At 34.4% G+C, this 26,676-nt stretch carries 29 protein-coding genes, 4 tRNA genes and 2 other annotated features (1 of these 35 only partly in view); all 33 genes read left to right on the top strand.

Annotated features, from left to right (window positions below):
* Positions 1–110: a binding site (T-box leader), on the top strand; it begins 108 nt to the left of the window's first position.
* A gap of 39 nt (positions 111–149) precedes the next feature.
* The 33 genes from cysE (at position 150) to rpsC (ending at position 26,674) form a co-directional block, all read left to right on the top strand.
* Positions 150–788, top strand: coding sequence for a serine O-acetyltransferase (cysE, locus tag OREMA_RS0111290; RefSeq protein WP_018249377.1), 639 nt, complete (start codon positions 150–152; stop codon positions 786–788).
* A 20-nt stretch (positions 789–808) separates the two neighbouring features.
* Positions 809–2,233 (top strand): cysteine--tRNA ligase, encoded by a 1,425-nt coding sequence (gene cysS / locus OREMA_RS0111285; protein WP_407667767.1) that lies wholly within the window; start codon positions 809–811, stop codon positions 2,231–2,233.
* Between the two features lie 57 nt (positions 2,234–2,290).
* Complete coding sequence (locus OREMA_RS0111280; RefSeq protein WP_018249375.1) at positions 2,291–2,686, top strand: Mini-ribonuclease 3; 396 nt, start codon at positions 2,291–2,293, stop codon at positions 2,684–2,686.
* Positions 2,687–2,699: 13 nt separating this feature from the next.
* Positions 2,700–3,413: an FAD-dependent thymidylate synthase gene (gene thyX, locus OREMA_RS0111275; protein ID WP_018249374.1), complete on the top strand. Its 714-nt coding sequence runs from the start codon at positions 2,700–2,702 to the stop codon at positions 3,411–3,413.
* Positions 3,414–3,415: 2 nt separating this feature from the next.
* Positions 3,416–4,153 carry a 23S rRNA (guanosine(2251)-2'-O)-methyltransferase RlmB gene (gene rlmB, locus OREMA_RS0111270; protein WP_018249373.1) on the top strand — a complete coding sequence of 246 codons (738 nt, stop codon included), beginning with the start codon at positions 3,416–3,418 and terminating at the stop codon, positions 4,151–4,153.
* Between the two features lie 4 nt (positions 4,154–4,157).
* Positions 4,158–4,973, top strand: coding sequence for a VanW family protein (locus OREMA_RS0111265; RefSeq protein WP_018249372.1), 816 nt, complete (start codon positions 4,158–4,160; stop codon positions 4,971–4,973).
* A gap of 103 nt (positions 4,974–5,076) precedes the next feature.
* The gene (sigH, locus tag OREMA_RS0111260; RefSeq protein ID WP_018249371.1) at positions 5,077–5,721 is read left to right on the top strand and encodes an RNA polymerase sporulation sigma factor SigH; all 645 of its coding nucleotides are present in this window, start codon (positions 5,077–5,079) and stop codon (positions 5,719–5,721) included.
* Between the two features lie 143 nt (positions 5,722–5,864).
* Positions 5,865–5,949, top strand: a tRNA-Tyr gene (locus tag OREMA_RS0111255).
* Positions 5,950–6,048: 99 nt separating this feature from the next.
* Positions 6,049–6,125 (top strand) — tRNA-Gly (locus OREMA_RS0111250).
* A tRNA-Thr gene (locus OREMA_RS0111245) sits at positions 6,126–6,201 on the top strand. It begins immediately after the preceding tRNA gene.
* A 90-nt stretch (positions 6,202–6,291) separates the two neighbouring features.
* Complete coding sequence (tuf, locus tag OREMA_RS0111240) at positions 6,292–7,473, top strand: elongation factor Tu (protein WP_018249358.1); 1,182 nt, start codon at positions 6,292–6,294, stop codon at positions 7,471–7,473.
* 191 nt (positions 7,474–7,664) lie between these two features.
* On the top strand, positions 7,665–7,814 hold the full coding sequence (rpmG, locus tag OREMA_RS0111235) for a 50S ribosomal protein L33 (RefSeq protein WP_018249370.1): 150 nt from the start codon (positions 7,665–7,667) through the stop codon (positions 7,812–7,814).
* 19 nt (positions 7,815–7,833) lie between these two features.
* Positions 7,834–7,910: transfer RNA gene (locus OREMA_RS0111230), tRNA-Trp, on the top strand.
* 38 nt (positions 7,911–7,948) lie between these two features.
* Complete coding sequence (gene secE / locus OREMA_RS0111225; RefSeq protein ID WP_018249369.1) at positions 7,949–8,152, top strand: preprotein translocase subunit SecE; 204 nt, start codon at positions 7,949–7,951, stop codon at positions 8,150–8,152.
* A gap of 40 nt (positions 8,153–8,192) precedes the next feature.
* Positions 8,193–8,723 (top strand): transcription termination/antitermination protein NusG, encoded by a 531-nt coding sequence (gene nusG / locus OREMA_RS0111220; protein WP_018249368.1) that lies wholly within the window; start codon positions 8,193–8,195, stop codon positions 8,721–8,723.
* A 13-nt stretch (positions 8,724–8,736) separates the two neighbouring features.
* Positions 8,737–9,162, top strand: coding sequence for a 50S ribosomal protein L11 (gene rplK, locus OREMA_RS0111215; protein ID WP_018249367.1), 426 nt, complete (start codon positions 8,737–8,739; stop codon positions 9,160–9,162).
* Between the two features lie 59 nt (positions 9,163–9,221).
* Positions 9,222–9,917, top strand: coding sequence for a 50S ribosomal protein L1 (rplA, locus tag OREMA_RS0111210; protein WP_018249366.1), 696 nt, complete (start codon positions 9,222–9,224; stop codon positions 9,915–9,917).
* A gap of 56 nt (positions 9,918–9,973) precedes the next feature.
* Positions 9,974–10,141 (top strand) — a sequence feature (ribosomal protein L10 leader region).
* Between the two features lie 17 nt (positions 10,142–10,158).
* Positions 10,159–10,680, top strand: coding sequence for a 50S ribosomal protein L10 (gene rplJ / locus OREMA_RS0111205; RefSeq protein WP_018249365.1), 522 nt, complete (start codon positions 10,159–10,161; stop codon positions 10,678–10,680).
* A 33-nt stretch (positions 10,681–10,713) separates the two neighbouring features.
* Positions 10,714–11,079: a 50S ribosomal protein L7/L12 gene (rplL, locus tag OREMA_RS0111200; protein ID WP_018249364.1), complete on the top strand. Its 366-nt coding sequence runs from the start codon at positions 10,714–10,716 to the stop codon at positions 11,077–11,079.
* A gap of 294 nt (positions 11,080–11,373) precedes the next feature.
* Positions 11,374–14,622 (top strand): DNA-directed RNA polymerase subunit beta, encoded by a 3,249-nt coding sequence (rpoB, locus tag OREMA_RS0111195; RefSeq protein ID WP_018249363.1) that lies wholly within the window; start codon positions 11,374–11,376, stop codon positions 14,620–14,622.
* A gap of 45 nt (positions 14,623–14,667) precedes the next feature.
* The gene (gene rpoC / locus OREMA_RS0111190; protein ID WP_018249362.1) at positions 14,668–18,102 is read left to right on the top strand and encodes a DNA-directed RNA polymerase subunit beta'; all 3,435 of its coding nucleotides are present in this window, start codon (positions 14,668–14,670) and stop codon (positions 18,100–18,102) included.
* A gap of 197 nt (positions 18,103–18,299) precedes the next feature.
* Positions 18,300–18,674 carry a 30S ribosomal protein S12 gene (rpsL, locus tag OREMA_RS0111185; protein ID WP_018249361.1) on the top strand — a complete coding sequence of 125 codons (375 nt, stop codon included), beginning with the start codon at positions 18,300–18,302 and terminating at the stop codon, positions 18,672–18,674.
* Between the two features lie 39 nt (positions 18,675–18,713).
* Positions 18,714–19,181 carry a 30S ribosomal protein S7 gene (rpsG, locus tag OREMA_RS0111180; protein WP_018249360.1) on the top strand — a complete coding sequence of 156 codons (468 nt, stop codon included), beginning with the start codon at positions 18,714–18,716 and terminating at the stop codon, positions 19,179–19,181.
* A gap of 26 nt (positions 19,182–19,207) precedes the next feature.
* Positions 19,208–21,280, top strand: a complete 2,073-nt coding sequence (fusA, locus tag OREMA_RS0111175; protein WP_018249359.1) for an elongation factor G — start codon at positions 19,208–19,210, stop codon at positions 21,278–21,280.
* Positions 21,281–21,301: 21 nt separating this feature from the next.
* Positions 21,302–22,483: an elongation factor Tu gene (tuf, locus tag OREMA_RS0111170; RefSeq protein WP_018249358.1), complete on the top strand. Its 1,182-nt coding sequence runs from the start codon at positions 21,302–21,304 to the stop codon at positions 22,481–22,483.
* Positions 22,484–22,571: 88 nt separating this feature from the next.
* On the top strand, positions 22,572–22,889 hold the full coding sequence (gene rpsJ, locus OREMA_RS0111165; protein WP_018249357.1) for a 30S ribosomal protein S10: 318 nt from the start codon (positions 22,572–22,574) through the stop codon (positions 22,887–22,889).
* Positions 22,890–22,921: 32 nt separating this feature from the next.
* On the top strand, positions 22,922–23,545 hold the full coding sequence (gene rplC, locus OREMA_RS0111160) for a 50S ribosomal protein L3 (protein WP_018249356.1): 624 nt from the start codon (positions 22,922–22,924) through the stop codon (positions 23,543–23,545).
* A gap of 21 nt (positions 23,546–23,566) precedes the next feature.
* A complete protein-coding gene (rplD, locus tag OREMA_RS0111155) occupies positions 23,567–24,193 on the top strand; it encodes a 50S ribosomal protein L4 (RefSeq protein WP_018249355.1) in 627 nt (208 codons plus the stop codon).
* Positions 24,193–24,483: a 50S ribosomal protein L23 gene (gene rplW / locus OREMA_RS0111150; protein ID WP_018249354.1), complete on the top strand. Its 291-nt coding sequence runs from the start codon at positions 24,193–24,195 to the stop codon at positions 24,481–24,483. Before rplD ends, rplW begins: the two co-directional genes overlap by 1 nt.
* 25 nt (positions 24,484–24,508) lie before the next feature.
* Complete coding sequence (rplB, locus tag OREMA_RS0111145; RefSeq protein ID WP_018249353.1) at positions 24,509–25,348, top strand: 50S ribosomal protein L2; 840 nt, start codon at positions 24,509–24,511, stop codon at positions 25,346–25,348.
* 23 nt (positions 25,349–25,371) lie between these two features.
* A complete protein-coding gene (gene rpsS, locus OREMA_RS0111140; protein ID WP_018249352.1) occupies positions 25,372–25,656 on the top strand; it encodes a 30S ribosomal protein S19 in 285 nt (94 codons plus the stop codon).
* 25 nt (positions 25,657–25,681) lie between these two features.
* Positions 25,682–26,023, top strand: a complete 342-nt coding sequence (rplV, locus tag OREMA_RS0111135; RefSeq protein WP_018249351.1) for a 50S ribosomal protein L22 — start codon at positions 25,682–25,684, stop codon at positions 26,021–26,023.
* Positions 26,024–26,026: 3 nt separating this feature from the next.
* Positions 26,027–26,674 carry a 30S ribosomal protein S3 gene (gene rpsC / locus OREMA_RS0111130; protein ID WP_018249350.1) on the top strand — a complete coding sequence of 216 codons (648 nt, stop codon included), beginning with the start codon at positions 26,027–26,029 and terminating at the stop codon, positions 26,672–26,674.
* Positions 26,675–26,676: the final 2 nt, after the last annotated feature.

The following is a 26,676-nucleotide window of genomic DNA, read 5'->3' as shown; positions in this document are numbered from 1 at the left end:
AATAACTGAAATTAATTAAGTTATTTCGTTTAGTCGGCGTTATTTGACTAATAAGTGAGTTATCTGATTGGTAACTAAACAGAGTGGAACCGCGGCCTATCGTCTCTGCAATAAGAGATGATTGGCTTTTTTATATTGGAGGTGAAATTATGTTGGGTAAAATTAATAATGATATTAAAGTGGTATTTGAACGAGATCCAGCAGCTACAAGTTTATTAGAGGTTTTATTGACTTATTCAGGTTTTCATGCAATATTGTTTTATCGCTTAGCTCATCCTTTATATAATTTAGGATTAAGATTATTACCTAGAATTATTTCACAATTAGCAAGATTTCTAACTGGAATTGAGATTCATCCAGGGGCTAAAATAGGATCTGGTTTTTTTATTGATCATGGCATGGGAGTTGTGATTGGAGAAACAACTGAGATTGGGGACAATGTAACAATTTACCAAGGTGTCACTTTAGGGGGGACAGGAAAAGAAGATGGTAAAAGGCATCCTACTTTAGGGAATAATGTTATGGTTAGTGCAGGTGCTAAGATACTAGGCTCTATAAAAATAGGGAATAATGTAAGGGTAGGGGCAGGTGCTGTAGTTTTAAAGCCTGTACCTGATAATTGCACTGTTGTTGGTATTCCTGGAAGAATTGTGGTTAAAGATGGTAAGAGGATAAAAGGTAAATGCATTGATTTGGAACATGGTAATTTACCAGATCCAGTGCAGGAGATGTTAAACTGTATGAGTAAGAGAATAAGAAAATTAGAGGAGAAAAATAATACTTGTTAAAAGGATGTGATAGAATGGCATTGAAAATATATAATTCTCTATCTAGAGAAAAAGAAACTTTTCTTCCAATAGAAGATGGAAAAGTAAAGATATATTCCTGTGGTCCTACAGTTTATGATTATTTTCATATAGGTAATGCTAGAGCATTTTTGCTTCCTGATATTATTAAAAGATATTTAGAGTATAAAGGTTATGAAGTTCTTCATGTTATGAATTTTACAGATATTGATGATAAGATGATTAGTAGAGCGAATGAGGAAGGTATTAGTATTGAGAAGTTGGCAGACAGGTTTATTAAAGCCTTCTTTGATGATATAGAAAATCTAAATATTAAGAAAGCAGATATTTATCCTAAGGCTACAGATCATATTTCTGATATGATAAATATGATTAAAGAATTAGTAGATGGTGGTTTTGCTTATGAAAGTGATGGAGATGTTTATTTTAGAGTAGATAAGTTTACAGAATATGGGAAACTATCTAATCGAAAGTTAGAAGACTTAATTGCTGGAGCAAGGGTTGAAGTTAATGACAAAAAAGAAAACCCATTAGACTTTGTTTTGTGGAAAGAGAGTAAAGAAGGTGAACCAAGTTGGGATAGCCCTTGGGGGTTAGGAAGGCCAGGCTGGCATATAGAGTGTTCAGTTATGTCAACTAGATATTTAGGAACGAAATTTGATATTCATACTGGTGGTGTGGATTTAACTTTTCCACATCATGAAAATGAAATTGCTCAAAGTGAAGCTTGTTGTAGCCATCAAGTTGTTAACTACTGGATGCATAATGGGTATATTAATATTGATGGTGAGAAAATGTCCAAATCATTAGGTAACTTTTTTACTACTAGAGAAATCTTAGATAAGTATCAACCTGAAGTAGTAAGGTTTTTCTTAATTTCAAAACATTATCGTAGTCCAATTAATTTTAGTGATAAAGAATTAGATGATGCTGCTAAAAGTTTAATGAAATTACAAAATATATATCAAAAACTTAATTCTCTAGCTGACAAATATATAGTAGATGGTGAGTTAAGAGGAGATCAGTTATTGAAAATTATTAAGGAGAAAGAAACTAAATTAATAGAAGCTATGGATGATGATTTTAATACTGCTTTAGCTATAGGTTCTTTGCATGAGTTAGCAAAAGAGTTGAATCGCTTTATAAATAGTGATAATTTTGAATTAACTCAGGAAGTTAAAGTAGTATTAGAAGAGGGGAGAAAATTACTTGAATTATTTGGTAAGGATATTTTGGGAATCTTAGTTGAGCAGCAAGAAAAAGATAATGAATTAGTAGAACCTTTAATTGAATTATTGTTAGAGTTTAGAAATAAAGTAAGATCTAAAAAAGAGTATGAACTAGCTGATGAAATTAGAGACAAGTTAGATGAATTAGGTATTGAAGTAAAAGATTCTCCCCAGGGGGTAGAGTGGAGTTATAAATAGAGATTTATTGGTGTTGTTCATGTTTATCTTAATAATTTAGTTATAGGAGGAGAATAAATGCTTGATAAGTTGATTAACTTCCCTAAAAGACCTAATTTGTTATCACCAGCTACTATGGCTTATATAGGTGATAGTGTATTTGAACTTTTTATTAGAAATTTACTATTAGAAAGAAAGATTGTTAAGCCAAATGATCTACATAAAGAGGCTATTAAGTATGTTAATGCGACTTCCCAATCTAATTTGTTAAAGCATTTAAAGGGGGATTTAAGCGATGAAGAGTTATCCATCGTAAGAAGGGGTAGAAATATCAAAACAGGAGTTCCTCAAAATGCTGATCCTGTAGACTATCAATATAGTACAGCTTTTGAGGCATTAATTGGATATCTATATTTAGCAGGAAAAGAAGATAGATTGATAGAATTATTTACTAAGATCAAGGAAATGATATAAAGGAGAGATTTTAATGGTTGCAAAGGTTAAGTTGATTAATTATACTCCAAACCCGGATAAAACTGTTGCTGCTTCGGCTAGATTATGTTATTCTTCAGCTGGAGCAGATCAATTACTAGAGAATATGTCTCAAGAAGATGTTGATAGGTTACTGGGTATTATCCTAAGCAATGGGCATTTTTCAACTTTAGAACATATTAATTTTACTTTTGCTATTGAGGGGATTTCTAGAGTTACTTCTCATCAATTAGTACGCCATAGGATTGCCAGTTATAGTCAGCAAAGTCAACGTTATGTTCGTGAAAGAGGTCAATTTGATTATATAATACCTAAAAAACTAGAAGATGATAAAGAATTAGTAGAAATATTTAAAGAAAATATGGAACAACAACAGAAAATGTATGATGAATTAACAGACAAATTGGTTAAAAAAGGATACAATGAAAAAGAGGCAATAGAAGCGGCAAGATATGTACTACCTAATGCTACAGAGACTAAAATTGTAGTTACTATGAATGCTAGGACTTTACTTCACTTTTTTGAATTGAGATGTTGTGATAGAGCTCAACAAGAAATTAGAGATATGGCCAGGGAAATGTTACGGCAAGTAAGAGAAGTAGCTCCTATAATCTTTAAAAAAGCAGGACCTTTATGTGAGATAGAGGGTAGATGTAAAGAAGGAAAAATGAGTTGTGGCCGTTTAGCTAGAAGGAATATGGAGGAATAATTATGATAAATATTGAAGGAAGAAATCCAGTAATTGAGGCTTTGAAAGCAGGGAGAAAGATAGAGAAAATTTTATTGTTGGATTCAGCTCATGGTGAAGCTATAGATACTATTTATCAGCTGTCCAAAAAAGAAAATTTAAAAATTGAAAAAGTATCTAAGAATCAATTAGATAACATATCTAATTCTCATTCTCACCAAGGTGTTATTGCAATAGCTGAAAAACTAAAGTATTGGAATTTAGATGACTTAATTAGTCATTCTAAAGAGCAAGTAGAAGATCCAGTATTAATTTTATTAGATGAGCTAAAAGATCCACATAATTTAGGTTCTATTTTAAGAAGTGCTGATGCTGCTGGTGCTCAAGGGGTTGTTATTCCTAAAAGAAGGTCAGTTGGTTTTACACCTGTGGTAGCTAAATCTTCTGCTGGAGCTATAGAATATGTTCCAGTAGCTCAGGTGACAAATATGGCTAGAACTATAGATAAATTAAAGGATGAAGGATTTTGGATTTGTGGAGCTGATGTAGATACCAATCAGACATGTTATCAAGCTAACTTAAAAGGGTCGTTAGGTTTAGTTATAGGAAGTGAAGGTAGTGGCATGAGACGTTTAGTTAAAGAGAAATGTGACTTTTTAGTTAAGTTGCCTATGAAAGGACATGTAGATTCTTTAAATGCATCAGTAGCAGCTGGAATACTAATTTATGAATCTCTTCGACAAAGAATGAGAGAGGAGTAGGGGAGTGTTCAAGAAAACAAATAGTATATGTTTTATTTTTTTAATATTGTTTCTGTTTGTTTTTTCAAGAAATATTTTTGCTGATTTTAAAGAGGATAGAGTAATAGATAATATTAAGAAATATAAATTGAATAATATTGTAGCGACCTATACAACTTATTTTGATAAAGCTGATATAAATAGATATAATAATATAAAGATAGCTTCTGAACAAATAAGTGGTACGCTTATTATGCCTAATGAAATATTTTCATTTAATAAAATAGTTGGTCCTAGAATAAAAAGCAGAGGATATAAGGAAGCTCTAGAAATTATTAATGGTAAATTTGTTAAAGGGATTGGAGGAGGAGTTTGCCAAGTTTCTTCTACTCTTTATAATTCGATATTATTAGCCAATTTAAAAGTGATTGAACGAAATAAACATTCTCTTCCTGTTGGCTATGTTCCTCTAGGTAGAGGAGCAACTGTTTATTATGGCCAAATTGATTTTAGATTTAAGAATAATACTAAATATCCGATTATGATTATGGCTAATCTAGTTAATAATCAATTAACATTAGCTGTGTTGGGTAAAACTAATGAAAATAATGTTGAAATAATAACTACTAAATCCAAGGTGTTAAGTCCTAAGGTGATAAGAGAGGTTGATAAAAGTTTAGAGTTAGGTTCTAAACAAGTTTTGCAGTCTGGAAAAAATGGTTTTGAAGTGTTGGTTAGAAGATTAGTGAAAAAAGGAGATAAAATAATAAAAAATGAATTTATCTCCAAGGATATTTATTCACCTAGAGATACTATTATTAAAATTAATCCTAAAAATTAAAACAAGGAAAAAGTTACACCTATATCCTTCTTGACTAGCTAAGATTACATAAGTTATAATATTAATTGTAATCTTGAGGATGAGAGGCGGAGGGGGATTATGGGTGAACCTAAACTTAAAGTGTAAACAATATATTAATTATAATAAAATGACAGATGATGAGATTGTAGAATTTGCTCAAGATGGAGATGAAGTAGCTTTAGAATATTTAATTAGAAAATACAGAAATTTCGTTAAGATTAAATCTAGATCCTATTTTTTGATTGGAGCAGACAGGGAAGATATAGTACAAGAAGGGATGATCGGTTTATATAAAGCTATTAGGGATTATAAAGTTGAAGAATTAGCATCCTTTCGTGCTTTTGCAGAGTTATGTGTGACAAGGCAGATTATAACTGCTATCAAGACTGCTACAAGGCTTAAACATCAACCGTTGAATTCATATATATCGTTAAATAAACCTATCTTTAGTGAAGATTCTGATCGGACCTTATTAGATGTATTGAAGGGGAGTAAACTATCTAACCCTGAAGAGTTGTTTATAACTTATGAAGCTTATGAAGTTTTAGAAACTAGTATAAAAGAGATGTTGAGTGAATTGGAGTTGCAAGTATTGATGGAATATCTAAAAGGGAAAAGCTATCAAGATATAGCTGCTTCATTAGATCGCCATGTTAAGTCAGTGGATAATGCTTTGCAAAGAATAAAAAGAAAATTAGAAGAGTTTTTAGAAAAGAATGATATCTAGATAAAACAGGAGTAAATAGCATTTGAATAGATTTAATAAACTCAAATGGATAATAATTCAATAAAACAAATAGATTTAATTCTTGACCTGCTGTAATAAAAGTCATATAATATTAGTGTTGTTTCAGTTTGAGTTTATGAATTGGAGGGATGCCCGAGTGGCCAAAGGGAGCAGACTGTAAATCTGCCGGCGATGCCTTCGAAGGTTCAAATCCTTCTCCCTCCACCATTAAAATCAATTTACAATTAAAAATTGATAATTACAAATCTTAAGGTCTAAAGATTTTAGTTATACATTATAAATTATTAATTGTAAACTAAGTAGTATGCGGGAGTAGCTCAGTTGGCTAGAGCACCAGCCTTCCAAGCTGGGTGTCGCCGGTTCGAGTCCGGTTTCCCGCTCCAGCCCACATAGCTCAGTCGGTAGAGCACATCCATGGTAAGGATGGGGTCACCGGTTCAAATCCGGTTGTGGGCTCCATTTAATCAAATAATTTGTGTATAAATAGGTGATCCCATATCACCTTTAATTTATATAATATTAGCTATACATAAACTAGGAGGGAATAAAATGGCAAAAGAAAAGTTTGAAAGAACGAAACCTCATGTTAATATTGGTACAATCGGTCACGTAGACCATGGGAAGACAACAACAACAGCTGCAATTACAAAGGTATTATCAAAGGGTGTAGGTGGATCTAACTTTGAAGATATCGATAATGCACCAGAAGAAAGAGAAAGAGGAATTACAATTGCAACTTCTCACGTAGAGTATGAGACAGAAAATCGTCACTATGCTCACGTTGATTGTCCAGGACATGCTGATTATGTAAAGAATATGATTACAGGAGCAGCACAAATGGATGGAGGAATCTTGATCGTATCAGCTGCTGATGGTCCAATGCCTCAAACAAGAGAGCATTTATTATTAGGACGTCAGGTAGGAATTCCTAAAATAGTAGTATTCTTAAATAAAGCAGATATGGTTGATGACGAAGAGTTAATCGAATTAGTAGAGATGGAAGTAAGAGAATTAATGAATGAATATGAATTTGATGGAGATGAAGCTCCAGTAGTAGTTGGATCTGCGCTTAAAGCTTTAGAAGATCCAAGTAGTGAATGGGGAGAAAAGATCATCGAATTAATGGATGCAGTAGATGAGTATATCCCAACTCCAGAAAGAGATACAGACAAAGAATTCTTAATGCCTGTAGAGGACGTATTCAGTATTACTGGACGTGGAACAGTAGCTACAGGTCGTGTAGAGCAAGGTGTAATTAAAGTTGGAGATGAAGTAGAAATCGTAGGAATCAAAGATACTGAAACTACAACTGTAACAGGAGTAGAAATGTTCCGTAAGATGATGGATGAAGCGCAAGCTGGAGACAACATTGGAGCATTATTAAGAGGTGTAAAAAGAGAAGACATCGAACGTGGACAGGTATTAGCTAAGCCTGGAAGCATTACTCCACATACTAAGTTTAAAGCAGAGGTTTATGTATTAAGTAAAGAAGAAGGTGGACGTCATACTCCATTCTTTGATGGATATAAGCCACAGTTTTATTTCAGAACAACAGATGTAACTGGTAGTATTAACTTACCAGAAGGTGTAGAAATGGTAATGCCAGGAGACAACATTGAAATGGAAGGAAGCTTAATTTCTCCGATCGCGATGGATGAAGGATTAAGATTCGCTATTCGTGAAGGTGGAAGAACTGTTGGTGCTGGTGTTGTTACTGAAATTATTGAATAATTAACTTTCTACTTGGTTATATTATTAGAAAAGTGGGTGTTTAAATATACCCACTTTTCTACTTTTCTGCTATTGTTTAAGCTATCACCTAATATTAAATTATTATTGACTTTTATTCGAAGATGTGATAGAGTGTATAGGGTGTAAAAGTAATGTGCTTAAATGATCTACTTTGTTAGGGGGTGGCATCTATGAGAGAAATAATTACTCTGGAATGTACAGATTGCAAGAGACGTAATTATTCTACAACTAAAAATAAAAAGAACCAACGAGAAAGATTAGAAATAAAAAAATATTGCAAATTCTGCAAAGAACATACTGTTCATAAAGAGACTAAATAAATTTATATTGATTTTACAGAGGCTTGTGGCTCAATTGGCTAGAGTATCGGACTCCAAATCCGAGGGTTGGGGGTTCAAGTCCCTCCGGGCCTGCCAATGAATTGCTAATAATCATCAATGAGGATGTGGAATAAATGGCTAAGAAAGGTAGTGGAGCAAAAGTAGGTAAATTTTTTCGTGAAGTAAAAGCTGAGCTTAAAAAGGTAAATTGGCCAAAACAAAAAGAAGTAATGTCTTATACTATGGTTGTAATTGTTACTGTTTTGCTTGTTGCTTTGTTTATTGGAGGAATTGATTTTGTTTTCTCTAGTATAATTAGGCCTATTATTCTTAATTAGAGGAGGTGTGGGTCCTGCTTAGAAGTAGGGTCCCTTTATTATGGAGAGTAATATAGAATGGTATGCTATTCATACCTATTCTGGCCATGAAGATAAGGTTAAAGCTAACCTTGAACAGCGTATTAAAACTACAAAAATGGAAGAAAAGATATTTGAAATTTTAATACCGGCAGAAGAAAAAGTTAAGATTAAAAATGGTAAGAAGACAGTTGTTAAAGAGAAAATTTTCCCTGGTTATGCATTGGTTAAAATGGTTATGGATGATGATTCTTGGTATGTTGTTCGTAATACTCCAGGTGTAATCGGGTTTGCTAGTGCTGGGACTAAACCAGTTCCGGTTAAAGACACAGAAATGAGTAAAGTTCTTAAGGATATGGGAATTGAAGAAACTAAAACAGAGATAGATTTAGAAGAAGGACAAAATGTCAGAATTAATGAAGGGCCTTTTGAAGACTTTGCTGGTGAAATTAAAGAAATAGATTATGAGAAAGCTAAATTAATGGTGTTAGTATCTATGTTTGGTAGAGAAACACCAGTTGAATTAGAATTTGATCAAGTAGAAAAGATATAAGGAGGTGTAAGATATGGCAAAAGAAGTTACAGGTAAGATTAGTTTACAAATCCCTGCTGGGAAGGCTAATCCAGCTCCTCCAGTTGGTCCGGCATTAGGTCAACATGGAGTTAATATTATGGATTTCTGTAAGGCATTCAATGCAAAAACTGCTGACCAAGCTGGTAATATTATTCCGGTAGAAATTACAGTTTATGCTGATCGTTCTTTTGATTTTATTACTAAAACTCCTCCAGCTGCTAACTTATTAAAGAAGGCTGCTGGTATAGAAAGAGCTTCTGGTGAGCCTAATCTCAATAAGGTTGCTACTGTTAGTTTAGACGATGTTAAATCTATTGCTGAACTAAAAATGGAAGATTTAAATGCAGCTAGTTTAGAGTCTGCTATGAGCATGATCAAAGGTACTGCTAGAAGTATGGGGATTGTTGTTGAGGAATAATTTGTCTTTTTTAATAAGTGGGAGGAATTTCCGCTAATACCACAAAGGAGGTTAGAAAGATGTCGAAAAGATATAATAAATCACTTGCAAAAGTAGATAGACATAAATTATATGAAATTAAAGAAGCATTAGAATTAGCTAAAGAGACAGCTACTGCTAATTTTGATGAAACTATAGAAGTATCAGTTAAATTAGGTATTGATACTACTAAAAATGATCAACAAGTTCGTGGTGCAGTTGTTCTGCCTAAAGGAACTGGTAAAGAAGTTAAAGTTATTGTTTTTGCTCAAGGAGAAAAGGTGAAGGAAGCTGAATCTGCTGGAGCAGAAGTTGTAGGGGGAGAAGAGTTAGCTGAAAGAATTCAAGAAGGTTGGTTGGATTTTGATGTAGTAGTAGCTACTCCTGACATGATGAGTGTTGTAGGAAAATTAGGACCTATTTTAGGGCCTAAGGGATTAATGCCAAATCCTAAAGTTGGAACAGTAACTTTTGAAGTAGAACAAGCTGTTAAAGATATTAAAGCTGGTAAAGTTGAATATAGAGCGGATAAAGGTTCTAATATTCACCTACCATTAGGTAAAGATAACTTTGATGTTGAGGATCTATATGAAAACTTTAGAACAGCATTAGAGACTATAGTTAAGGTTAGACCTGCAACTGCTAAAGGTAGATATTTACTTAATATTGCTGTTTCCTCAACAATGGGGCCAGGAATTAAGATTGACCCACAAGCTATTATAAATATGATTGGATAATTAAAAAAAGTATTGACTTGTGTTAATTACTGTGTTATAATCTTGCTTGTGAGTAAAAAAGAATACGGGTAAGGCCGTAGACAGTAGGTGCTTTAATAAGCTTAAATTTCCTACCGAGGCTGGAGGATAAATGATAATGCTTAAATTATAGCATGAGCTTCGGTCTGCTATTTTTGATAAAGTAAAAAGTCTCCGGCTTCTACGGAGACTTTTTACTTTTATAAGGAGGTGGATTAACGGAATGGGTCAACGTGGTAAAAAAGAGCTTATTGTTCAAGATCTTGTTGAAAAGTTTTCTAATGCTAAATCAGCTGTATTAACTGACTACCGTGGTTTGAATGTTGAAGAAGTAACTGAACTACGTGCTAAGTTAAGAGAAGCTGGTGTAGAATATAAAGTTGCTAAAAATACTTTAACGTACTTAGCTGCAAAAGAAACTGGATATGAAGATATTAAAGAATATTTAAGTGGTCCTATAGCTATTGCTTTTTCTAGTGAGGATCCAGTTGCACCGGCTAAGATATTATCTGATTTTGCTAAAGATCATGATAATTTAGAAATTAAATCAGGTATATTATCTGGTGATATTTTGGATGCTGATGGAATCAAGGCTTTAGCAGATATTCCACCAAGAGAGGTATTGCTTGCTCAGATTGCACGTGGTATGAAGGCTCCAATTTCTGGTTTAGTATATTCCTTGAAATATCCAATAAACGGTTTAGTTTATGCGCTTAATGCGGTTAAAGAGAAAAAAGCAGAATAATAAAAAATAATTAAAAATTAGGAGGATTTTAAAATGACTAAAGAAGATATCTTAAAGGCAATAGAAGAAATGAGTGTTTTAGAATTAGCTGAATTGGTTGAAGAATTAGAAGAGAAATTTGATGTAAGTGCTGCTCCTGCTGTTGCAGCTGCTCCTGCTGCTGGTGCTGCTGGTGCTGCTGAAGAGCAAACTGAATTTGATGTAGTATTAACTGCTGCTGGAAGTAGCAAAATTAAAGTAATCAAAGCTGTTAGAGGAGTTACTGATTTAGGACTTAAAGAAGCTAAAGCATTAGTTGATGGTGCTCCTAGCCCAGTTAAAGAAGCTGTTTCTAAAGAAGAAGCAGAAGATGTTAAGTCTCAATTAGAAGAGGCTGGAGCTACTGTTGAGATTAAATAAGCTTAATTAAAGCTAAATAATTTTTAAAATAAAAGCACTCTGTTATATATAACAGAGTGCTTTTTTACCTATGATAAAATTACCTTCTGCTTGACAATAATTCGTAATTGTGTTACTATTATTTATTGTTACAACTTATTGTGCGAAGTTAAATTTTAAAAAGTATGTATATTTTAAATGAAAAAACAAATAATAATCTATGTTTTTATATGAGGTAATTTTTAATTTATTAATATAAAATAGTTAATCTAGTTGTTTAGGTTGATAAAATCTGCGGGGGTGAACTTTATATTTATGGCCAATCCAGCAAACTCTTTAAGAAGGCAAAGACGTAGTTTTGCCAAAGTTGGTGAAGGGATGGAAGTTCCTTTCCTTTTAGAAACACAGGTTCAAGCATATGATTGGTTTCTAAATGAAGGACTTTTAGAATTATTTGAAGAAATTTCTCCTATTCAAGATTTTTCTGAGAATTTAGTTTTAGAGTTTATTGATTATTCTCTAGATGAACCAAAATATGATGAACTTGAAAGTAAGAATCGAGATGTTACTTATTCTGCGCCTTTAAATGTTAAGGTAAGATTAATTAATCAAGAAACAGGTGAGATTAAGGAACAAGATGTCTTTATGAGTGATTTCCCATTAATGACAGAAAAAGGTACTTTTATTATTAATGGAGCAGAAAGGGTAATTGTTAACCAATTAATCAGATCTTCAGGTGTTTATTTTGGAGAGGAGATTACCAAAGATGGTCGACAATTATATAATGGTAGTATTATCCCAAATCGTGGTTCATGGATTGAATTTGAATATGATAAGAAGGATATTATTGCAGTAAGAGTAGATAGAGGAAGAAAAATTCCTTCAACTGTTTTATTCAGGTCTTTAGGTTATGGTACTGACGCTGAATTGATTGATGTATTAGGTGACCATGAAATTGTACATAATACAATCGAAAGAGATAATACAGAGACTCAAGAAGAGGCTCTAATTGCTTTGTATAAGAATCAAAGACCTGGAGAGCCTCCAACTGTAGAGAGTGCGCAAAGTTTATTAGAATCATTATTTTTTGATCGAAAAAGATATGATTTAGCTAGAGTTGGTAGGTATAAGATTAATAAAAAGTTAGGGTTAGATATTGATTCAGAAAAAAGAGTTTTAACTAAAGAAGATATTGTTGAAACAGCTAAGTATATGCTAAAGCTTATAGATAACGATGAATCTGCTAAAATAGATGATATTGACCATTTAGGGAATAGAAGGTTGAAGACTGTTGGAGAGTTATTGCAGAATCAATTTAGAATTGGTCTTTCTAGAATGGAAAGAGTTGTTAGAGAGAGGATGACTATTCAAGATATTGATGTAATAACGCCGCAGAATTTGATTAATACTAGGCCTGTAGCAGCTGCTATTAAGGAATTTTTCGGTAGTAGTCAGTTATCTCAATTTATGGATCAGACTAATCCGTTATCAGAGCTAACTCATAAAAGAAGAATGAGTGCGTTAGGGCCAGGTGGTTTAAGTCGTGAACGAGCTGGTTTTGATGTTCGTGATGTTCACCATACTCACTATGGACGGATTTGTCCTATAGAAACTCCTGAGGGGCCTAACATTGGATTGATTGGTTCAATGTGTATTTATGGTAAGACTAATGAATTTGGTTTTATCAAAACTCCATATCGCAAGGTTGTAGATGGTGTTGTTACTGATAAAATTGAATATTTAACTGCTGATGAAGAGGATGAAGTAATAGTAACTCAGGCTAATGAACGAATAGATGAAAATGGAAAGTTACTTAATGATCGGGTATTTGCTCGTTATCATGAAGAAACTATTAAAATTTCTCCTGAAAAAGTAGATTATATGGATGTTTCTCCAAAGCAAATTATTAGTGTATCTGCAGCTCTTATTCCATTTTTGGAAAATGATGATGCTAATCGTGCTTTAATGGGAGCTAACATGCAGCGTCAGGCTGTACCTTTATTGAAAACAGATGCACCATTTGTAGGTACTGGAATTGAATATGAGGCTGCAAAAGATTCTGGTGCTACAGTAGTTGCTAAAAATCCAGGAGAAGTTATGAAGGTTACTGGTAATAAAATTTTAATTAAAACTGATCAGGGTACAGTAGACAAGTATAGGGTAACTAAGTTTTCAAGATCTAACCAAGGTAGTTGTATGAATCAAAGACCTATAGTTAGAAAAGGTGATAGAGTAGAAAAAGGAACTATCATAGCTGATGGACCTGCTACTGACCAAGGAGAATTGGCATTAGGGCGAAACTCAGTTATCGCTTTCATGCCTTGGCAAGGTTATAACTATGAGGATGCTATTTTAATTAGTGAAAGATTAGTAAAGGAAGATGCTCTAACTTCTATACACATTGAAGAATATGAGGCTGAAGCTAGAGATACTAAACTTGGTCCTGAAGAGATTACTAGAGATATTCCAAATGTAGGTGATGATGCTCTAAAAGATCTAGATGATCGAGGTATTATTAGAGTAGGTGCTGAAGTTGAACCTGGCGATATTTTAGTAGGAAAAGTAACTCCTAAAGGGGAGACTGAATTATCAGCTGAAGAAAGATTGTTAAGAGCTATCTTTGGTGAAAAGGCAAGAGAGGTTAGAGATACATCTCTGAAAGTGCCTCATGGAGAAGAAGGTATTGTTGTTGATGTTAAGGTCTTTAATAGAGAAGATGGTGATGAATTAAAAGCTGGTGTTAATAAACTTGTTAGAGTTTATATAGCTAAGAAGCTTAAAATAACTGTTGGAGATAAATTAGCTGGACGCCATGGTAATAAAGGTGTTATATCGAGAATTTTACCTGAGGAAGATATGCCTTATATGCCTAATGGTGAGCCTGTGGAAATTGTACTAAATCCATTGGGAGTTCCTTCCCGTATGAATATTGGTCAGGTATTAGAAACGCACTTAGGAATGGCAGCTAGAGCTTTAGGTATTCATGTTTCTACTCCTGTATTTAATGGTGCTACAGAAGAAGAGGTTGAAGATATATTAGAAGAAGCTGGATTAGATCGAGATGGAAAGACTGTTCTATATGATGGAAGAACTGGAGAAGCTTTTGAAAATAGAGTGACAGTGGGAGTAATGTACATGCTTAAATTACACCATTTAGCTCATGATAAGATGCATGGTCGTTCTACTGGTCCATATTCTCTTGTAACTCAACAGCCATTGGGTGGTAAAGCTCAATTTGGTGGTCAGAGATTTGGAGAGATGGAAGTTTGGGCCTTAGAAGCTTATGGTGCATCACATACATTACAAGAAATGTTAACTGTGAAATCTGATGATGTTGTTGGACGTGTACAGGCATATGAAGCTATTGTAAAAGGAGAGAATGTACCTGAACCGGGTATTCCAGAATCCTTTAAAGTATTGATTAAAGAGATGCAAAGTATAGGGTTGGATGCTAAAGTATATTCTGAAGAAGAAGAAGAGTTATCTATAGAAGAGCAAGAAATTAATGAGACTACTAAAAAATTAGGATTAGATTTAATTGATGATGAGGGGAATGAAGAATAGTTATTAGTTATTTAAAACTAAAACTACAGAAGGGGGAAGATGCCCTTGTTTAACGTAAACAACTTTGATTCGATGAAAATAGGTCTTGCTTCACCAGAAAAGATTCGTTCTTGGTCAAGTGGTGAAGTGAAAAAACCTGAAACAATTAATTATCGTACATTAAAACCAGAAAAAGAAGGTTTATTTTGTGAGAAGATTTTTGGTCCTACTAAAGATTGGGAATGTCACTGTGGTAAATATAAAAGAGTAAGATATAAAGGTGTTGTTTGTGACCGATGTGGGGTAGAAGTGACACGCTCAAAAGTAAGAAGAGAAAGAATGGGTCATATTGAGTTAGCTGCACCAGTTTCTCATATATGGTTTTTTAAAGGCATACCTAGTCGTTTGGGGTTAATTATGGATATGTCTCCTAGATCTTTAGAAAAAGTTCTTTATTTTGTGTCTTATATAGTTATTGATCCAGGAGAGAGTCCATTAAGTGAAAAACAGTTATTAACTGAAAGTGAATATCGTGAAGCAAGAATGAAGCATGATGATACTTTCAAAGCTGGTATGGGAGCAGAAGCAATTAAAGAGATTCTTAGAAATATAGATTTAGATAAAGAGGTTGATGACCTAAGAGAAACTATAAAAGGTGTTTCTGGTCAAAGGCGAAAACGAGCAGTAAGAAGATTAAAGGTTTTAGAAGGGCTAAGGAATTCTGGCAATCGACCAGAATGGATAATTTTAGATGTGATTCCTGTTATTCCACCTGAGCTAAGACCTATGGTGCAATTAGATGGTGGTCGTTTTGCGACCTCAGACTTAAATGATCTATATAGAAGAGTAATAAATAGAAATAATAGATTGAAAAGGTTATTGGACCTTGGTGCTCCTGATATTATTATTAGAAATGAAAAAAGAATGTTACAGGAAGCAGTAGATGCCTTGATTGATAATGGTAGGCGAGGTCGTCCTGTTACAGGTGCTGGTAATAGACCTCTGAAATCTTTAAGTGATATGCTAAAAGGTAAACAGGGGCGTTTTCGTCAAAACTTATTAGGTAAACGTGTTGATTATTCTGGACGTTCTGTTATTGTTGTTGGTCCTAATTTAAGGTTAGATCAATGTGGATTACCTAAGAAGATGGCCTTAGAGTTATTTAAACCATTTGTTATGAAGCGACTTGTTGATAAGGAATTAGCGCATAATATTAAAAGTGCTAAGGGAATGGTAGAAAAGTTAGATGAGAGAGTTTGGGATGTTTTAGAAGAGGTTATTAAAGAACATCCTGTACTATTAAATCGTGCACCAACTTTACATAGGTTAGGGATTCAAGCTTTTGAACCTATTTTAGTTGAAGGTAAAGCAATTAGAGTTCACCCTCTAGTATGTCCTGCCTATAATGCCGATTTTGATGGTGATCAAATGGCGGTTCACGTGCCTTTATCAGCTGAAGCACAAGCAGAATGTAGGTTGTTGATGTTATCAACTTATAATATTCTGGCGCCTTCTGATGGTGGTGCTATTGCTGTTCCATCACAAGATATGGTATTAGGAGCATATTATTTAACTATTTTAAAAGATGGAGCTAAAGGAGAAGGGAAGTTCTTTGGTTCTGCTGATGATGTAATTAAAGCTTATGAGAATGGGAAGATTACTCTACAGACAAAAATCAAATATAGGTTAGATAATGGTGAATGGATTGATACAGGAGCTGGAAGGGTTATATTTAATGATGTTCTTCCAGAAAATTTACCTTTTTATAACGAGGTATTTGATAAAAAGAGGTTAGGTAGATTAGTAGGGGAAAGTCATAGGCAATTAGGTCCTAATAAAACTGCCAATATTTTAGATGCTGTTAAGAATTTAACATTCGAATATGCTACTAGATCTGGTATTAGTATCAGTGTTACTGATGTTGATATTCCTCAAGCTAAATATGATATTGTAGAAGAGTCTGAACAGAAAGTTAATAAGGTTGAGAAACAATACCGTCGTGGTCTAATTACTGAGAGAGAAAGGTATCAGCGTGTAATTGATACTTGGAGTAAAGCTAAAGATAAAATTACAGATGCTCTAATAGATAATTTAGATGAATTCAATTCGATTTATATGATGGCTGACTCTGGAGCTCGTGGTAATAAATCGCAAATTACTCAGCTTGGTGGTATGCGTGGTCTGATGGCTGATCCATCTGGACGAATTATTGATATGCCAATTAAAGCATCTTTCCGTGAAGGATTAACAGTATTAGAATTCTTTATTTCTACACATGGTGCTCGTAAAGGTTTGGCTGATACAGCCTTAAGAACTGCGGACTCTGGTTATTTAACTAGACGTTTAGTTGATGTTTCTCAAGATGTTATAGTTAGAGAGAATGACTGTGGAACAGAAGATGGATTATTACTAAGTGCTATTGCGGAAGATGGAGAGATCATTGAGCCATTAAGTGAAAGATTAATTGGTAGGGTGGCATCTTCAGATTTATTAGATCCTGAAACTGAAGAAGTTATTGTATCAAGAAATGAAATAATTACAGAAAGTATTATGGAAAAAATTGAACTTGCTGGTATTGAAGAAGTTGAAATTAGAAGTGTATTAACTTGTCGTACAGACCATGGTGTTTGTCAAAAATGTTATGGCCGCAATCTTGCTGATGGAAAGATAGTTAATGTAGGTGAAGCTATAGGTATTATGGCTGCTCAATCAATTGGTGAGCCAGGTACTCAGTTAACTATGAGAACTTTCCATACTGGTGGAGTTGCTGGAGATGATATTACTCAGGGTCTGCCTCGTGTAGAAGAGTTATTTGAAGCCCGTAGTCCAAAAGGTCAAGCTGTGGTTACTGAGTTAGATGGACAGGTAAACATAGTTGAGAATGGTAGATCATATAAAGCTGTCATTAAGACTAAAGATGGAAGGCAAAAAACTTATCAATTACCATATGGTTCAGAATTGAGAATAAAAGATGGTGATTTTGTTGAGGCAGGAGATAGATTAACAAAAGGACCATTAGATCCTGAAGATATTTTAAGGATTCGTGGAAAGCGTTCTGTTCAGGAATACTTATTAACAGAGGTTCAAAATGTTTATAGAGCCCAAGGGGTAGAGATTAATGATAAACATATTGAAGTTATTGTAAGACAGATGATGAACAAGGTTAAAATTAAAGAAGCTGGTGATACTGATTTATTACCAGGTAGTTTAGTTGATATTTTTGAGTTTGAAGAAGTTAATGATGAGATAATAGCTGACGGAAAAGAGCCAGCTACTGCTATTCCAGAATTACTAGGGATTACTAAAGCATCTCTGGCAACAGAGAGTTTCTTATCTGCTGCTTCTTTCCAAGAAACAACTAGAGTCTTAACTGAAGCTTCATTAGAAGGTAAGAGTGATAGCTTGCTAGGGTTGAAAGAAAATGTTATTATTGGTCAATTAATTCCTGCAGGAACTGGTATGAAAAAATATCGTGAAACTACTAGTAAAATCGTAGAATAAAAATGAAAAAAAGGTTGACAGCTGACTTGGTAAATGTTAAAATCTATGAGTGTGTTGTGATAAAGATTGAATTTGTTAAATAACTGATTTAATTATTAGTTTTGAAATAATATAATCTAGTTTATTATTGGGATGCAAATTAATTTGCATCCCTATCTTAAAAATTATATTTCTAAAAAATGGGAGGAGGTGTGCTGATGCCAACTATTAACCAATTAATCCGTAAAGGTAGAAAGAAAGTTGAAAAGAAGAAAGGTGCTAGAGCTCTAGAAGGATCTCCTCAAAAGAGAGGTGTTTGTACAAGGGTTTATACAACTACACCTAAAAAACCTAACTCAGCTTTGAGAAAGGTTGCTCGTGTTCGTTTGACTAATGGAAAAGAAGTTACAGCTTATATTCCAGGAATTGGTCACAATTTACAAGAACACTCTGTAGTATTAGTAAGAGGTGGTCGTGTTAAAGATTTACCTGGTGTTAGATATACTATAGTTCGTGGTGCTTTAGATACTGCTGGTGTTGAAGATAGAAGAAAAGGTCGTTCTAAATATGGCGTTAAAAAGCCTAGAGGCTAATAGTTAAATTTGAATCTTTATTAAGGGAGGAGGGAAACTATGCGTAAAAATAGAGCTCAAACAAGAGAAACAACTCCTGATCCAATTTATAATAGTAAGTTAGTGAGTCGTTTTATTAATGCTATTATGTTAGATGGGAAAAAAAGTTTAGCAGAAAATATTTTCTATGACTCAATGGAATTAGTAGCTCAAAAGACTGAAGAAGAGCCAATGGAAGTTCTAAAAGCAGCATTAAACAATGTTATGCCGGTTTTAGAAATTAAAAGTAGACGTGTTGGTGGAGCTAACTATCAGGTACCTGTTGAGGTTAGTAACAGAAGAAGAGTTACATTAGGATTAAGATGGATTGTTAATTCTTCTAGAGACCGTAATGAAAGAACTATGGTTGAAAGATTTGCAAATGAAATTATTGATGCTTATAATGAAGAAGGTGGAGCAGTAAGAAAGAAAGAAGAAGTACATCGTATGGCTGAAGCTAATAAAGCTTTTGCACATTATAGATGGTAATCAAAGTATAAGGGAGGGTGTTATAAGTGCCCAGACAATTTCCGTTAAAAAGAACTAGAAATATTGGAATTATGGCACATATTGATGCTGGTAAAACTACAGCAACTGAACGTATTTTGTTCTATACAGGGCGTGTGCATAAGATTGGGGAAACTCATGATGGTGCTTCTCAAATGGACTGGATGGAACAAGAAAAAGAACGTGGTATTACAATTACTTCTGCTGCAACAACTTGTCAGTGGGATGATCATAGAATTAACATTATAGATACGCCTGGACACGTGGACTTTACTGTTGAGGTAGAAAGATCATTAAGAGTTCTAGATGGGGCTGTTGGTGTATTTTGTTCTGTTGGTGGTGTAGAACCACAATCTGAAACAGTATGGAGACAGGCTGATAAATATAATGTTCCAAGAATTGCTTTTGTAAACAAGATGGATAGAACTGGTGCAGATTTTTACAATGTATTAGAAATGATGGATGATAGAATTGCTGCTAATCCAGTAGCTATTCAAATTCCAATTGGTAAAGAAGACACATATAAAGGTTCTATTGATCTAGTTAAAATGGAAGCTATTGTTTATGATGAAGAATTAGGAATTAATTTCGAAATAGAAGAAATTCCTGCTGAGTTACAAGATAAAGCGGAAGAATATAGAGAGCTTTTAATTGAAAAACTTGCAGATGTTGATGAAGAAATTATGATGAAATACCTAGAAGGGGAAGAAATTACTGAAGAAGAGATAAAGTCAGCTATCCGTAAAGGTACCCTTGGTAATGAATTCACACCTGTTCTTTGTGGTACAGCTTTAAAGAACAAAGGAATTCAACCTTTACTAGATGCGGTTGTTGAATATTTACCGTCTCCTGTAGATATTCCTCCTGTAAAAGGTATTAAACCTCGTACTGAAGAGGAAGTTACTCGACATGCAGATGATGAGGCCCCATTCTCAGCTTTAGCATTTAAGATTATGACTGACCCTTATGTTGGTAAGTTAGCTTTCTTTAGAGTTTACTCAGGGGTGTTGGAAGCAGGTTCTTATGTATACAACTCTACACAAGAACAAAAAGAGAGAGTTGGACGTATATTACAGATGCATGCTAATAAGCGTGAAGAAAGAGATGAGGTTTATGCAGGAGATTTAGCTGCTGCAGTAGGCCTTAAAAATACTGGAACAGGAGATACTTTATGCGATCAAGATGATCAAATCATCTTGGAATCTATGGAATTCCCTGAACCGGTTATTTCTGTAGCTATTGAACCTAAAACTCAAAAAGATAGTGATAAATTAGGTGAATCATTACAAAAATTAGCTGAAGAGGATCCAACTTTTACTGTTAAAACAGACGAAGAAACTGGTCAAACAATTATCTCTGGAATGGGTGAATTACACTTAGATGTAATTGTTGATCGTTTAACTAGAGAATTTGGTGTTGATGCTAATATTGGTGAACCTCAAGTAGCTTATAGAGAAACATTTACTAAGAAAGCTGAAATCGAAGGTAAGTTCATCCGACAATCTGGTGGTCGTGGTCAATATGGACACGTAATTATGGAAATTGAACCATTAGATCCAGGTTCAGGATTTGAGTTTGAAGATAACATCGTTGGTGGAGCTGTTCCTAGAGACTACATTAGCTCAGTTGAAGAAGGAGCAAGAGAGGCTTTAGAAAATGGTGTTTTAGCTGGATATCCAATGGTTGATGTTAAAGTTGCATTAAATGATGGTTCTTATCATGAAGTTGACTCCTCTGAAATGGCATTTAAAATTGCTGCTTCTATGGCGGTTAAAGATGGAGCTAAGAAAGCTAAGCCTGTTATATTAGAACCTATTATGGCGGTTGAAGTTACAACTCCTGAAGAGTATATGGGAGATGTAATTGGAGACTTAAACAGTCGTCGTGGTCAAGTAGAAGGTATGGAACAAAGAGGTAATGCTAAGATTATTAAAGCTGCAGTTCCTTTATCTGAAATGTTTGGTTATGCAACTGTTTTACGTTCTAATACACAAGGCCGTGCTCAATATGTAATGCAAATGGATCATTATGATAAAGTTCCAGCTAGTATAGCTGAAGAAATTGTTTCAAAAACTCAATAAGAAAAACTAGGAGGGAATAAAATGGCAAAAGAAAAGTTTGAAAGAACGAAACCTCATGTTAATATTGGTACAATCGGTCACGTAGACCATGGGAAGACAACAACAACAGCTGCAATTACAAAGGTATTATCAAAGGGTGTAGGTGGATCTAACTTTGAAGATATCGATAATGCACCAGAAGAAAGAGAAAGAGGAATTACAATTGCAACTTCTCACGTAGAGTATGAGACAGAAAATCGTCACTATGCTCACGTTGATTGTCCAGGACATGCTGATTATGTAAAGAATATGATTACAGGAGCAGCACAAATGGATGGAGGAATCTTGATCGTATCAGCTGCTGATGGTCCAATGCCTCAAACAAGAGAGCATTTATTATTAGGACGTCAGGTAGGAATTCCTAAAATAGTAGTATTCTTAAATAAAGCAGATATGGTTGATGACGAAGAGTTAATCGAATTAGTAGAGATGGAAGTAAGAGAATTAATGAATGAATATGAATTTGATGGAGATGAAGCTCCAGTAGTAGTTGGATCTGCGCTTAAAGCTTTAGAAGATCCAAGTAGTGAATGGGGAGAAAAGATCATCGAATTAATGGATGCAGTAGATGAGTATATCCCAACTCCAGAAAGAGATACAGACAAAGAATTCTTAATGCCTGTAGAGGACGTATTCAGTATTACTGGACGTGGAACAGTAGCTACAGGTCGTGTAGAGCAAGGTGTAATTAAAGTTGGAGATGAAGTAGAAATCGTAGGAATCAAAGATACTGAAACTACAACTGTAACAGGAGTAGAAATGTTCCGTAAGATGATGGATGAAGCGCAAGCTGGAGACAACATTGGAGCATTATTAAGAGGTGTAAAAAGAGAAGACATCGAACGTGGACAGGTATTAGCTAAGCCTGGAAGCATTACTCCACATACTAAGTTTAAAGCAGAGGTTTATGTATTAAGTAAAGAAGAAGGTGGACGTCATACTCCATTCTTTGATGGATATAAGCCACAGTTTTATTTCAGAACAACAGATGTAACTGGTAGTATTAACTTACCAGAAGGTGTAGAAATGGTAATGCCAGGAGACAACATTGAAATGGAAGGAAGCTTAATTTCTCCGATCGCGATGGATGAAGGGTTAAGATTCGCTATTCGTGAAGGTGGAAGAACTGTTGGTGCTGGTGTTGTTACTGAAATTATTGAATAATTAACTTTTTAGCACTTGGAAAAAAGAATGAGGAGTTATTCCTCCTCGTCTTTTTTCTGTCTAATTAAATTATTTGGAGGTGAAATTAATGGCTCAACAAGCTGCAGATAAAATTAGAATTAGGTTGAAAGCTTATGAACATCAACTTTTAGATAATTCAGCAAAGAAAATTGTTGAAACAGCTAAAAGAACAGGGGCTGATGTTTCAGGACCAGTTCCATTGCCTACAAAAAAAGAGGTGTTTACAATTTTACGTTCACCTCATGTAAATAGTAAATCAAGAGAGCAATTTGAGATGAGAACTCATAAAAGATTAATAGACATTAAAGATCCAACACCTAAGACGGTTGATTCTTTAATGAGATTGGATTTACCAGCTGGTGTTGATATAGAAATTAAATTATAATATAATATGTTGTTTTGAGGAGGTGTAACGAAATGAAAGGTATATTAGGAAGAAAAGTTGGTATGACTCAAGTGTTTAATGAAGCTGGAGAAGTTGTACCTGTAACGGTTGTTGAAGCAGGACCTTGTCCTGTAGTGCAAAAGAAAACTGAAGAAGTGGACGGATATACTGCTGTTCAATTAGGCTTTGTTGATAAAAAAGCTAATAAAGCTAATAAAGCTCAAAAAGGTCATTTTGAAAAGTATGGTGTTGATAATAAAAAATATATTCGTGAGTTTAGAATTGAAGGAGCAGAAAACTTAGAGCCAGGTGATGAGGTGAAAGTAGATACTTTTGCTACAGGTGATAAGATAGATGTAACTGGAATTTCTAAAGGTAAAGGTTTTGCTGGTACAGTTAAGAGATGGAATTTCAATACTGGACCAAAAAGCCATGGTTCTAGAAACTATAGAAGACCAGGTTCTATCGGTGCTGGTTCTGATCCTGCAAGAGTATTTAAAGGTAAAAAAATGTCTGGACATATGGGACACGAGAAAGTAACAGTTCAAAACTTAGAAGTTGTTAAAGTTGATACCGAAAAGAATTTATTACTAATTAAAGGTGCTGTCCCTGGACCTAAAAAAGGTTTATTAACTATTCGCGAAACAGTAAAATAGTGTTAAGAAAGGAGGATTAAAATGCCTGAGTTAGCTTTATATAATATTGATGGTCAAAAATCAGGAAATGTTGATTTGAAAGATGAAGTTTTTAACGTAGAAGTAAATGAGCATGTAGTTCATGAAGCTGTTGTTGCACAATTAGCAGCTAAACGTACTGGAACTGCTAAGACTAAAACAAGGGGAGAAGTTGCTGGTGGTGGACGTAAACCTTGGAGACAAAAAGGAACAGGTCGTGCACGACATGGAAGTATTAGATCTCCTCTTTGGGTAGGTGGTGGAACTACTTTTGGACCACAACCTCGTAAATATAAGAAGAGACTTCCTAAAAAAGTAAAGAAATTAGCTGTTAAGTCTGCACTAACAGTTAAATTAGAGGAAGAAAACTTAGTTATTATTGATAAGTTTGATTTTTCAGCACCAAAAACAAAAGAAATGGTATCTATTCTAGATAAATTTGGTGTAGCTAATGATAAAGTTTTAGTAGTAATTGAAGAAAAGAATGATAATATTTATAAATCAGCTCGTAATATTCCAGGTGTAAGAGTTGTAACACCTAATAAAGTAACTGTTTATGATGTTCTAAATAGCAAAAAAGTAATCATGACTCAAGATGCAGTTGCTAAAGTTGAGGAGGTGCTAGCATAATGAAAGATCCTCGGGACATTATTATTGCGCCTCATATTTCAGAAAGAAGTATGATGGACATGGAAGAAAAAGGTTGGTATACTTTTAAGGTTGCTTTAAAATCTAACAAAACAGAAATTAAAAGTGCTATTGAAGAAATTTTTGATGTTGCTGTTGAAAAAGTAACTACAAATCGTATGCCTGGAAAGAAAAGAAGAATGGGATATACTCAGGGAAGAACGCCTAAATGGAAGAAAGCTAGAGTTAAGTTAGCTGAAGGCGATCGTATTGAAATATTCGAAGGTGTTTAATTTATAAGAAAAGGAGGGAATAAAGATGGCTATTAAGAAATTTAAGCCAACTACACCGTCAAGAAGATATATGACAGTGGAAAGTTTTGATGAAATTACAACAAATCAGCCAGAAAAATCTCTTCTTAAACCACTTAAGAAGACTGGTGGACGTAATTCTAATGGTCGAATCACTGTGCGTCACCGTGGTGGAGGCCATAAGAGAATGTATAGAGTTATTGATTTCAAAAGAGATAAAGATGGAATCCCAGCTAAAGTAGCTACAATAGAGTACGATCCAAATAGATCTGCTCGAATTGCTTTGTTACATTATGTTGATGGAGAAAAAAGATATATTATTGCACCAAGAGGATTGCAGGTAGGGGATGAAATTATTTCTGGTCCTGAAGCTGATATAAAAACGGGAAATGCATTACCTCTAGAAAGTATTCCGGTAGGTACTATAATTCATAATGTTGAACTTAAGCCAGGAAAAGGAGCGCAGCTAGTCCGTTCTGCTGGATCTGAGGCTCAGTTAATGGCTAAAGAAGGTAAATATGCAAATATTCAATTGCCTTCTGGCGAAATGAGATTAGTAAGTATCAAATGTAGAGCTACTATTGGTCAAGTAGGTAATGTAGAACATGAAAATATTACTATTGGTAAAGCTGGTAGAAATAGATGGTTAGGTCGTAGACCTAGTGTTCGTGGTACTGCAATGAACCCTCATGATCATCCACATGGTGGTGGAGAAGGTAAAAAGGCTGCTGGTAGACATCCAGTTACACCTTGGGGTCAGCCTACTATTGGTAAGAAAACTCGTAAGAAAAAGGCTTCTGACAAGATGATTGTTCGTAGTCGTCATGCTAAGCGTAAGAGAAAATAATTGATTGAAAGGGGGACATTATATTGGGTCGTTCAGTAAAAAAGGGGCCATTTGTAGATAGGAAACTATTAGCAAAGGTCGAAGAAATGAATGAGTCTGGTAAGAAAAAGGTAATAAAAACTTGGTCAAGAAGTTCAACTATTTTTCCACAAATGCTAGGGCATACTATTGCTGTACATGATGGAAGAAAACATGTTCCGGTATATATCACTGAAGATATGGTTGGACATAAATTAGGTGAATTTGCACCAACTAGAATATTTAGAGGACATGGAGATAAGACTGAAAGATCTACAGCACTTAAATAGTTTATAGAGTAAAGGGGGTTAAACCATGGAAGCTAAAGCTATCGCGAAACGTGTTCGGATTTCCCCAAGAAAAGCAAGATTAGTAATTGACTTAGTAAGGGGCAAAGAAATTGGTGAAGCTTTTGGTGTTCTAAGAAATACACCTAATAAAGCAGCTGGAATTATCGAAAAATTATTAAATTCTGCTGTAGCCAATGCTGAAAATAATCATGGCATGATTGCTGATGAGTTATATATATCTGAAGCTTATGTAGATGAGGGACCAACAATGAAAAGATATAAGCCAAGAGCGATGGGGCAAGCAAGTCCTATTAATAAAAGAACAAGCCATTTAACTATTAAAGTGGCAGAAAAAAAGGAGGGATAATGAATGGGTCAAAAGATAAATCCACACGGTCTTAGAGTTGGTGTAGTAAAAGACTGGGATGCAAAATGGTATGCGGACAAAGAAGATTATGCCGATTTATTACATGAAGATTTAGAAATTAGAGATCATATTAAGACTGCTATGTATGATGCTGGTATTTCTCGTATTGTAATTGAGAGAGCTGCTAATAGAATTAAAGTAAATATTCACACTGCTAGACCAGGAATGGTAATCGGAAAAGGTGGATCTGAAGTAAATAAATTAAGATCTGACTTGGAAGGTTTAACAAATAAACAAGTTCAAGTAAATGTTGTTGAAGTTAAGAAACCTGATCAAGATGCGCAATTAGTTGCTGAAAATATTGCTGAGCAAATGGAAAACAGAGTATCTTTCCGAAGAGCTATGAAGCAATCTATTAATCGTGCAATGCGTCAAAGAGGCGTTGAAGGTATTAAGGTTTCATGCGCTGGTCGTTTAGGTGGTGCTGATATGGCGCGTACTGAAGGTTATAGTGAAGGTAGTGTTCCTTTGCATACTTTACGTGCTGATATTGATTATGGATTTGCAGAAGCGAATACAACTTATGGAAAAATTGGAGTTAAAGTTTGGATTTATAAAGGTGAGATCTTACCTGATATTGATGAAGATTAATT

This window comes from Orenia marismortui DSM 5156, assembly GCF_000379025.1.
Taxonomy (GTDB): Bacteria; Bacillota; Halanaerobiia; order Halobacteroidales; family Halobacteroidaceae; genus Orenia; species Orenia marismortui.
This window is presented reverse-complemented; position numbering and strand designations above follow the sequence as displayed.